The sequence below is a fragment of the Nocardioides flavus (ex Wang et al. 2016) genome, from assembly GCF_014653115.1.
Lineage (GTDB): Bacteria > Actinomycetota > Actinomycetes > Propionibacteriales > Nocardioidaceae > Nocardioides > Nocardioides flavus.
Window position 1 is genome coordinate 63,600 of record NZ_BNAD01000015.1, and the last position, 9,950, is coordinate 73,549.

The 9,950-nt window shown below is 70.6% G+C and carries 11 protein-coding genes; 7 read left to right on the top strand and 4 right to left on the bottom strand.

Annotated features, from left to right (window positions below):
- Window positions 1-4 precede the first annotated feature (4 nt).
- From IE200_RS17915 to IE200_RS17940, 6 genes are all read left to right on the top strand, one after another.
- Window positions 5-841: an ABC transporter permease family protein gene (locus IE200_RS17915; RefSeq protein WP_191280849.1), complete on the top strand. Its 837-nt coding sequence runs from the start codon at window positions 5-7 to the stop codon at window positions 839-841.
- Window positions 838-1,668 (top strand): ABC transporter permease subunit, encoded by an 831-nt coding sequence (locus IE200_RS17920; RefSeq protein WP_229856765.1) that lies wholly within the window; start codon window positions 838-840, stop codon window positions 1,666-1,668. Before IE200_RS17915 ends, IE200_RS17920 begins: the two co-directional genes overlap by 4 nt.
- Window positions 1,665-2,801: an ABC transporter ATP-binding protein gene (locus IE200_RS17925; protein WP_191280850.1), complete on the top strand. Its 1,137-nt coding sequence runs from the start codon at window positions 1,665-1,667 to the stop codon at window positions 2,799-2,801. Before IE200_RS17920 ends, IE200_RS17925 begins: the two co-directional genes overlap by 4 nt.
- A 130-nt stretch (window positions 2,802-2,931) precedes the next feature.
- Window positions 2,932-4,086, top strand: a complete 1,155-nt coding sequence (locus tag IE200_RS17930; RefSeq protein ID WP_229856766.1) for a bifunctional alpha/beta hydrolase/OsmC family protein — start codon at window positions 2,932-2,934, stop codon at window positions 4,084-4,086.
- A gap of 2 nt (window positions 4,087-4,088) precedes the next feature.
- Window positions 4,089-4,412, top strand: a complete 324-nt coding sequence (locus IE200_RS21245; RefSeq protein WP_407941028.1) for a DUF427 domain-containing protein — start codon at window positions 4,089-4,091, stop codon at window positions 4,410-4,412.
- Between the two features lie 11 nt (window positions 4,413-4,423).
- Window positions 4,424-5,176, top strand: a complete 753-nt coding sequence (locus IE200_RS17940) for a flavodoxin family protein (RefSeq protein ID WP_191280853.1) — start codon at window positions 4,424-4,426, stop codon at window positions 5,174-5,176.
- Between the two features lie 15 nt (window positions 5,177-5,191).
- Here IE200_RS17940 and IE200_RS17945 read toward each other — a convergent pair whose 3' ends face one another.
- From IE200_RS17945 to IE200_RS17960, 4 genes are all read right to left on the bottom strand, one after another.
- Window positions 5,192-5,851, bottom strand: a complete 660-nt coding sequence (locus IE200_RS17945) for a Crp/Fnr family transcriptional regulator (protein WP_229856767.1) — start codon at window positions 5,849-5,851, stop codon at window positions 5,192-5,194.
- Window positions 5,852-6,097: 246 nt separating this feature from the next.
- Window positions 6,098-6,676, bottom strand: a complete 579-nt coding sequence (locus tag IE200_RS17950) for a hypothetical protein (protein WP_229856768.1) — start codon at window positions 6,674-6,676, stop codon at window positions 6,098-6,100.
- A gap of 422 nt (window positions 6,677-7,098) precedes the next feature.
- Window positions 7,099-7,638, bottom strand: coding sequence for a carboxymuconolactone decarboxylase family protein (locus tag IE200_RS17955; protein ID WP_191280855.1), 540 nt, complete (start codon window positions 7,636-7,638; stop codon window positions 7,099-7,101).
- Between the two features lie 64 nt (window positions 7,639-7,702).
- On the bottom strand, window positions 7,703-9,169 hold the full coding sequence (locus IE200_RS17960) for a SulP family inorganic anion transporter (protein ID WP_229856769.1): 1,467 nt from the start codon (window positions 9,167-9,169) through the stop codon (window positions 7,703-7,705).
- A gap of 214 nt (window positions 9,170-9,383) precedes the next feature.
- Here IE200_RS17960 and IE200_RS17965 point away from each other — a divergent pair, with 214 nt between their 5' ends.
- Window positions 9,384-9,782 carry a MerR family transcriptional regulator gene (locus IE200_RS17965; protein WP_229856770.1) on the top strand — a complete coding sequence of 133 codons (399 nt, stop codon included), beginning with the start codon at window positions 9,384-9,386 and terminating at the stop codon, window positions 9,780-9,782.
- Window positions 9,783-9,950: the final 168 nt, after the last annotated feature.

Sequence of the window (9,950 nt, forward strand, 5' to 3'; positions counted from 1 at the left end):
GCGGGTGAGCGGAGCTGCGCCCGGGATCGTGGCCATCACCGTGGTCGCGGGCACCGGCATGGCGGCGGTGGTGGCGACCTCGGTCGGGTTGATGCCGTTGTACGGCGAGCCCGCGCCGAGCCTCGACGGCTGGCGGTCCGCCGCACCCGACCTGGTGGCCGGGATCGGGGAGTCGCTGCTGATCGCGGTGCCGGCGACGGTGCTGGCGGCCCTGGTCGGCTTCCTCCTGGCGACGCTCATGCTCGGCGGCGGCCGGGCGGCGTCCGTCGTACGCCTGGCGTGCCTCGCGGTGCTCGCGGTCCCGCACCTGGTGGGCGCGACCTCAGTGTCGCTGCTGCTGGGCGACGGGGGAGCCGCCGCCCGGCTCGCAGCTCCGGCGGGGGTCGACGACTGGCCGGCACTCGTCGGTGGTCCGTGGCCGGTCGCGACCGTCCTGGAGCTGGCGTGGAAGGAGTCGGCCTTCGTCGCCCTCGTCGTCCTGGCCGCGGTCGCGCCGGGCCACCGGATGCGGATGCAGGTCGCGGCGGGCCTGGGGGCCCGACCCGTGCAACGGGTCCTCCGGGTGCTGCTGCCCACGGCCGCGCCCGCGGTCGGGGCCGCCTCGCTGGTGACGCTCGTCTACGCCATCGGGTCCTACGAGGTGGCGTGGCTGCTGGGGCGCGCTGTGCCCGAACCCCTGCCGGTGCTGGCCTTCCGGCTCTTCGGCTCCATCGAGCTGACCGACCGACCGGCCGCCGCGGCAGCCGCGGTGACCGGCTCCGTCCTCGCCCTCTGCATCGCCGTGCCAGCGCTCGCGACGCTGCCGCGACTGCGGGCGCTCTCGACGGGCGGTGCGCCGTGAGACGGGTCGTGCCCGTGGTCGGCCTGGTGCTGGCGCTGCTCTGGCTGGCCGTGCCGCTGGCGCCGGTGCTGGTGTGGGCGGGGGCGGAGCGCTGGAGCTACCCCGATCTGCTTCCCGGCGCGTGGGGCGTCGTGGGTTGGCGCGACGCCGCTGCGGCCGGACTGCAGCTCGCGCTGCTCCGCTCGCTCGCGCTGGGTCTCGCTGTTGCTGCCGTCGCGACACCGCTGGGCGTGATGACCGGGCGGGTGCTCGGCTGGCGCCTCACCGGGCGACCGCGGCTCGTGGTCGCACTGCTGCTGGTCCCGCTGGTCCTGCCGCCCTTCGCCGTGGCCATGGGCCTCGACGTGGTGCTGATCCGCGTCGGACTGCCCGAGCTGGTGTCCGTCGTGCTGCTGCTGTCCGTGGTGGCGATCCCCTATACGGCGTACACGAGCGCGACCGCGTTCGCGCGGACGTCACCCGAGCTGGAGGTCCAGGCGCGGGCCCTGGGAGCGACTCCCCGGCAGGCCCGGCTCCGGGTGGTGCTGCCGGCCGTGCGTGGCAGCATCCTGGTGGCGGCTCTGCTGGCCTTCCTGGTCGGGTGGAGCGACTACGTCGTCACGCTGCTGGTGGGTGGCGGGCAGCTCGTGACCGCCCCGGTCCTGCTGGGAGCCGCGGCGTCCGGCTCCGGGAACGACGCTGCGGTCGCCTCGATGGCGCTGGCCACCCTCGTGCCACCCGTGGCCCTGGTGACCGTCGCCGCCCTCCGGATCCGCGGCAGCCGCAGCACCGCGCCGCCGGATCGTCCATCGGAGTCCGTGCCCGAGCAGGAGAGGATGCACCGATGAGCACGCTGGAGGTCCGCGACGTGTGGCACCGCTATCCCGGTGCGGACACCCCCGCCCTCCGGGGCGCATCCGTCGCGGTCGCGGACGGCGAGATGGTCTCCGTCGTCGGACCCTCGGGCTCCGGCAAGAGCACCCTCCTGCGCGTCGCCGCCGGCCTGCTGCGCTCCACCTCCGGCGAGGTGCTGGTGGACGGCCGCGACGTCGCCGACCAGCCCACCGAGCGGCGCGACCTCACGGTGATGTTCCAGCACCCGCTGCTCTTCGAGCACCTCGACGTCGCCGGCAACGTCGCCTTCGCCCCCCGGCTGGCCGGCGCCCGGCGTCGGGAGGCCCGCCGGTGTGCCCAGCGCTACCTGCGACTGGTCCACCTTGAGGGAATGGGCTCGCGTGACGTCACGTCGCTGTCCGGCGGCCAGCAGCAGCGGGTCGCGCTCGCCCGGGCGCTCGCCGCTGAGCGCGGTGCGCTGCTCCTCGACGAGCCCTTCAGCTCCCTGGACCGCGAGCTCCGGGCGTCGATGCACGACCTCCTCGTCGAGGTACGCGCCGCGCTGGCCCCGACCATCCTCATGGTCACCCACGACCTCGACGAGGCGGCGCTCGCCGAGTCGACCGTCGTGCTCATCGACGGGAGCGTCCACCAGCACGCGTCGATGGTCGAGATCTACCGGCGGCCCGCGACCGTGGCCGTCGCCCGCCTGTTGGGCGGCTTCACCGAGATCGCCGGCACGGTCCGTGACGGGATGCACCACTCTGCGTGGGGACGCCTGCCCGTCGCCGACGGGGGAGCGGAGGACGGTGCCGCCGTGCTCCTCGTACGCCGCGAGTCGCTGCGCCTGGCGGCCACCGACTCCGGCCGCGCCGGGCTCGGGGCCCGTGTCGTACGTCGCCGCCCCACCGGCACCCGAGTGGTCGTGACGCTCGCCGGCGACGACGACTCGACCGTGGAGGTGGAGCTGCCGGTCGGCCATGACGTCCGACCGGGAACTCGGGTCCGGGTGGTGCCGACCGACACCCGCGCGCCCCAATGGGCCGTGCAGCACAAGGACTCTCCGGGGAACGCAGACGCCCTTCCGCCGGGTTTCCATGTCAGCCCGCACGAGGCGCGGCTGCCTATGGAGGAGACCCGGTCATGACGACACCTCGACGCTCACCCAGCCGATGACGGTCAGCACCGATCTCCCGAGGAGGCATGTGTCCTTCCCAGGCAGCAGCGGCTCCGATCTTGTAGGGACTCTTGACCTTCCAGCAGGACCGGCCCGGGCGGTGGCGCTGTTCGCACACTGCTTCACCTGCGACCGCACGTCGCGGGCGGCCTCGCGGGTCGCCAGGGTCCTCACGCAGGCTGGTTACGCGGTCCTGCGCTTCGACTTCACCGGGCTCGGCGACTCCGACGGCTCCTTCGCCGAGACCACGTTCAGCACCAATCTCGAGGACCTCCGTGCCGCCGCACGCTGGCTCACCGACGAGCTCGAGCCACCGCGGCTTCTCGTCGGTCACTCGCTCGGCGGCGCAGCTGTCTTGGCCATCGCAGGAGAACTGGACTCCGTGGGGGCCGTTGCGGTGATCGGTGCCCCGTCGACTCCGGCCCACGTCAGCAGGCTGGTGTCGGGTGCGCTACCGGCGCCCGACGGGCATCTCGCGGTCACTATCGGCAACAGGAGGCTCCACATCAGCCCGGACCTGGCCCGCGACCTGTCCGCCCAACCCCAGCTACAGCGCATCTCGGCCCTCGGCAAGCCGCTCCTCGTCCTGCACGCGCCCCGCGACGCGGTCGTCGGTATCGGTGAGGCGCGCGCGATCTTCGACACCGCCCGGCATCCCAAGTCGTTCGTCACCCTCGACGGGGCCGACCACCTGCTGCTGCTGCGCGCCGAGGACGCCGACTACGCCGGGTCCATGATCGCGACGTGGGCCAGCCGGTACCTCCCGGCTCGAGCGGTGCCGCCTTCTGGGCCCCCCACAGCGCCACCGGCCGTGGTGGTGGACGAGGTCGAGGACGTCGAGGGTTACGCACACCTGGCCCACTCCGGGCGCCACACCTGGCTCCTTGACGAGCCCCTCGACGTCGGCGGCGCCGACACCGGCCCCGGCCCCTACGACGTGTTGCTCTCCGCGCTCGGGGCATGCACCTCGATGACCATGCGGATGTACGCCCGCCGCAAGGGCTGGGACTACAGCCCCGCACGCGTCACGCTCCGCCACGATCGCATCCACGCCTCCGACTGCGAGACCTGCGAGACCACCTCGGGACATGTCGACCGAGTGCACCGGCACATCGAGCTGGACCCCTCCCTGCCTGAGGACCAGCGTGCGGCACTCCTCTCGATCGCGGACCGCTGCCCCGTCCACCGCACCCTGCTGGGCGAGATCGACATCGTCACCACTACCCACGCATCCGACCATGCCCTGACGCAATGACCATGCGCGCCGAGCTCGAAGGAACCGTCCTGGCGGAGGGCGAGGACACCGTTGCTCGCGGAGGTTTCCACTACTTCGCCCCGCAGGACGTGGCGTTCCGGTACCTGCGACCGGTCTCCCTGCGTCCGTCGCTGCGCGGCACGTCCGCCCGCTTCGACGTCTGCATCGACGGAACACGAGCCCTCGACGCGGCTTGGTGCATCGCCCGCCCACGATGGTGGTCGCGGACGGTCCGCGGACGGGTGGCGTTCGCCCCACCGGTCGTCGTCCGTCGGGTCGAAGACGCGCCGGGTCCGTCACTCCGCCCGACCCGGTCCCCCCAGTGAAGGAGCACCACATGATCCCCGCATCCGTCGCCACGTTCGTCGACGCGGAGGTGGCCGCCGCGACCACCTCGTACGACGACCTGCGTGTGGTCGTCCTCAACGGGACCCTCAAGCGCTCTCCCGAGCCGAGCCACACCGACGGGTTGCTGGCGGTCACCCGTCGGGTGCTGGAGGGCGTCGACGCGCAGGTCGACGTCGTGCGGCTCGTCGACTACGTCGTCCCACCGGGGGTCCAGCCCGACATGCGCGAGCACGGGTGGGAGCGCGACGACTTCCCCGACCTCTACCGCTCGCTGGTGGAGCCGGCGGACATCGTCGTCCTCGCTTCCCCGATCTGGCTGGGGGACCAGTCCTCACTGACCCGGCGGGCGATCGAGCGGCTCTACGGCTGGTCCGGCGAGCTCAACAACGCCGGCCAGTGGAGCTACTACGGCAAGGTCGGCGGGGTCGTCATCACGGGCAACGAGGACGGCGGAAAGCACTGCGCGGCCCAGATGCTCTACGCGCTGAGCCACATCGGTTTCACCATCCCACCCCAGGTCGACGCCTACTGGAACGGCGAGGCCGGCCCCGGACCGTCCTACCTCGACGACGACCGAGGGGCGCGCAACCACTGGACCACGCGCAATGCGGTCTTCGCTGCCTGGAACATGCTCCACACGGCCCGCCGGCTCAAGGACGCCGGGGGAGTGCCCGCCCACGGCAACGTCACGACCAACTGGGACCTGTCCCACCCGGACCACCCGAACCCGGAGTACCGCTGACGGACTGCGTCCTGCTCAGTAGCCGCCGAGCTGGCGCAGCCTGTCCTGATCGTGGACGGTGATCTTGCCGCGACCCAGCGAGATCAGTCCGAGATCGGCGAGCTCGCCCAGGATCTTCGTCGTCGTCTCGCGCGACGTCGCCGCCAGCGCGGCGAGCTGTTCGTGGGTGAGCTTGACCTGTGCGTCCCGCCCGAAGGTGCCGCTCGCGCCCTGGGCGAGCGCCGCCAGCGCACCGGCAACGCGCTCCGGTACCGACTTGAAGACCGCGTCGGAGAGTCGTTGCTCCAGCTCGCCCAACCGTCGTCCGAGGGTCTCGGAGATGCGCGTGGCGATCCGCGAGTCGCCCAGCAGGAGGCGACGTACGTCGGCCTCGGACATCACGCACACGACGATGTCCTCGAGGGCCTCGGCGAAGCTGTCGTGCATCTGCTGTCCCACGATCACCATCTCTCCGAAGATGGTGCCGGGCGAGATGATGGCGGTGGTCAGCGCCCGGCCATCGGGGGAGACGCGGAAGATCCGGATCCGACCCTGCTTGAGGATGAACAGGGCTTCGAGCGGCTGGTGGGGGGTGTAGACCAGCTCGCCGGAACCGTAGCGTCGCATAGGCGCCGCCTGCGACAGGGCTTCCATCTCTGTTTCATCCAGGTCGCAGAAGATGTCGACCTCGGCCATGCACCAGAGGCGGTCCTGCTGGCGATCGGCGGCCCGCTCGATGTCCACGTCTTCCTCTCTGCGGCCGGGAGACCACGGCCGGCCGCCTCCGGCGAGGTCCTCCGGTCGGGTGACGCTCACACATGCGGTGGTTGGTTCTGGTCCCATGGTCTCAGCCTTGTCGAGGAAGGGGGGTCGTGAGGTCACGCTGGCGGGCCGGGCGGCGTTGGTGCGCCACCCGGCCCACGACGAGGTGCTGAGCGGCTCTCAGCGTGCGACAGCGGTCTGTGCCGGAACGTCAGCGTGCCGGTGTGCCAGGGAGAAGAGCGCGCCCAGCGCCAGTCCGAAGAGAAGGTGCTCCACCGCGAACGTCGTCCACCCGGCCATCTCGGCCATGTTGCTGATGGGGTCGCCCGCATCGAAGATCGCGGCCGCGAGGGGCAGACCCACGAAGGCGCTCATCACGAAGACCAGCCCGCCGTACGCCAGCCCGGTGGCGAGCAGGGCGCCACGTCCGAGGTGCAGCCTGGAGAGGACGAGGCCAAACACCGCGCCGTACATCGCCCCCGTCATCATGTGGATCACCGCGCCGAGGACGGCAGTGCCGGCGGTGATGCGGAAGTCGTTTCCGCCCATCGCCGCCTCCATCGACCCCATCATCGCGTCCGGGGCTGCCCACAGCGACGCGATGTGGTGCAAGGGCGTGAAGAAGCCGGTCCCGTTGACCAACCCCGCCACCATTGCGTACATCCCCATAGCGATGGACGCGAGCGCGCCGGCCACGGCGCCGGCCGCGAGGGCTCCGCCCACACCGGCGCGCCTGGATGTCTGGACAGCACTGGTCATGTGGATCTCCTGGTCTTCGGTCGCCACGATGCGGCGGGCTGGGAGTCAGAGTCTTCTGGGGCCAGGACGTTCCTTCCGTAAGCGTGCTCACAGAACGAGCGCCGTCTCGCGGATGGGAAAACCGGCCGGCGCAGACACGCTTGTCGAAGACGAAGGACCTCAGCACGACACCACCCAGCCAGTCCGGTGCACGTCCCGACTGTCTGCTGGTCGAGCGTCTTCGCGCCGAGGTCGATCCGCGTTGGCCGACGTGGCGCCGTACGTCCGACTGTCCCTCGTGCGGGGAGCTAACCCGTCGCCGACGCTGCTCGTCGACGGCATCGACGTCGCAACCGGCGCACCCGTGTCGGGGAACCTCGCCGCCGACCCGACCTACCCACGACACAGCAAATCCGCAAGGCACTGGGTGCGTTAGCCGAGGGTCACAGGAGGTCGGCCACCCCCGCATAGCCGCCTTCGGCGAGTCGATCGCCTGACGTCTCGAAGTAGTCCTGGCCGGCCGTGATGCCCAGGCCGCTCACGAGCCTGTTCATGAGGTTGAACAGGCCACAGATCGACACGGCGTCGTGCAGCGCCTTCTCCGACCAGCCCGCTGACAGCACGGCCTCGGCGTCGGACGCGGTGATGCGGTCGGGTGTCGCGGTGAGCTTGGCGACGTACGCGAGCACCGGCCGGAGGCGACCCACCACCGGTGCGCTCTCCAAGTCCGTCAGGAGAGCGGCGAGCAGACTCTCCTCGATCCCGAACCTGGCGGCTGTCACCGCATGCACCCCGTGGCAGTAGTCGCAGTCGTTCAGGCCCGACACGTAGGCGGCGATGAGCTCGCGTTCGGCGACCGTCAGGTCGGAAGGCCCTCGCATGAGCACCTCGTGGTAGTCGAGGAGCGGGCGTGAGGCGTCCGGGTAGCTGCGGAAGACGTCAAGAAGACGAGCATCGTCGGGCTGCGAGGGGAGAAAGGACACGGGATCCTCCGAAGTTGTCGGCTGCCGGGTGACGCCAGGTGCGTCAAGGGTAGGTAGCCGCCGGTCAGTGCGACGGCAGAGACCCCGAGAGCCGCTCGTGGCGCTCGGCGCTTGAGGGGTTGAGCCCGACGATCTCGATGGTCTTGCCCTTGCGGGCGTACTTGGTCGTGATCGCGTCCAGGGAGGCGACCGTGGAGGCGTCCCAGACGTGGGAGTCGGTGAGGTCGATGACGACCTGCTCGGGGTCGTCGGCGTAGTCGAACTGGGTGTAGAGGTCGTTGCTGGAGGCGAAGAACAGCTGGCCGGTGACGCGGTAGACCGCAGTGGCGACGCCCTGGCGGTCCTCGACGACCTCGCGCTGGACCTCGGTGAGGTGGGCGACCCGACGGGCGAAGAGGGTCATCGCGACGAGCACGCCGACCACGACGCCGATGGCGAGGTTGTGCGTGGCGACGGTGACAGCGACGGTCGCGACCATCACGGTGGTCTCCGACTTCGGCATCCGGCGCAGGGTGGCCGGCTGGATCGAGTGCCAGTCGAAGGTGCCGACCGAGACGAGGATCATGACCGCGACCAGCGCGGCCATCGGGATGATCGCGACGACGTCGCCGAGGCCGACGACGAGGATCAGCAGGAAGACGCCGGCCAGGAACGTCGAGATCCGGGTGCGGGCGCGGGAGACGTTCACGTTGATGAGGGTCTGGCCGATCATCGCGCAGCCGCCCATGCCGCCGAAGAAGCCGGTGATGACGTTGGCGGCACCTTGGCCCCACGACTCGCGGGTCTTGTTGGAGTGGGTGTCGGTGATGTCGTCGACGAGCTTGGCCGTGAGCAGCGACTCGAGCAGGCCGACGAGCGCCATCGCCAGCGCGAACGGGCCGATGATCTGGAGCGTCTCGAGGGTCCACGGGACGTCGGGGAAGAACAGGGCGGGCAGGCTGTCGGGCAGCTCGCCCTCGTCGCCAACGTCCGGCACGGAGATGGAGGCCAGGACGGTGAAGCCGGTGAGCGCGACGATCGCGATGAGCGGCGCGGGTACGACGGTCGTGATGCGCGGCAGCGCGACCATGACGGCCAGGCCGACGGCGACCATGGGGTAGACGAGCCACGGCACGTCGACCAGGTAGGGGATCTGCGCCATGAAGATGAGGATCGCGAGGGCGTTGACGAACCCGACCATGACTGAGCGGGGGATGAAGCGCATCAGCTTGCCGAAGCCGCCGAGGCCGAGCGCGACCTGGATGACTCCGCCCAGGATCACGGTGGCGATGAGGTAGTCGTAGCCGTAGTCGCGCATGACCGGCGCGATGACCAACGCGATGGCGCCGGTCGCGGCCGAGATCATCGCGGGACGGCCGCCGAGGAAGGCGATCGAGACCGCCATCGTGAAGGATGCGAAGAGGCCCACGCGGGGGTCGACACCGGCGATGATCGAGAACGAGATCGCCTCGGGGATGAGGGCAAGCGCAACGACTAGACCGGCCAGGACCTCGGTGCGCAGCATCTTGGGCGAGCGAAGGGCGTTGCGCACAGTGTGCTCCAGCGGCGCCGGGGCCGTAATGACAGGGTTGGACACGAGAAAGGTGCTCCGTTCATGGCGAGGACGTGGCATGCAGGCCACCGGATGCGCACCCGAGGGTCGTCGACACTGGATGGTGCGCGTGCTAGCGGCGTCGCCAGCGGAAGTCTGGAGCAACCCTAACCTCACGTGAGGGTAGAGTTGGAATCGGGAGCGAGGGGAACACGTGGAACAAGGCACCGACTCCGAGGCGGTCATGCACATCGGCGAGGTAGCCGCGCGCACGGAGCTCTCGCTTCGCAGCCTGCGGCACTGGGAGGAGGTGGGCCTACTCCAGCCCTCCGGTCGCACCGAGGGTGGCTTCCGGCTCTACACCGAGCAGGACGTGGAGAAGATCCTGGCCATCCGCCGGATGAGGCCCCTCGGGTTCAGCCTGGACCAGATGAAGGGCGTCATGCGGGACCTGGAACTCCTCGACGACCCGAATGCCGGCGGCGGGCGGTCGTCCGTGCGCCAGCGACTTCACGCGGTGCGCGCGGAGGCCACCGAGCGCCGTGCGGCGCTGGAGCGACAGGTGGAGATGGCCGACGAGTTCATCGCCCTCATCGAGGCGCGGGTCGGCTGAGCAACGCGACGCGCCTTATTGTCAGCGAGTCCTAGCGCAAGACGGGACTGCTGCACGGATAGGTGACAGGTTGGGTCAGGCTGCCTGAGCGGCAGGTGTGGTCATGATGGTCTCGTACTCGATGGGGGTCAACCGTCCGAGAGCGGCCTGTCGCCGACGGCGGTGGTA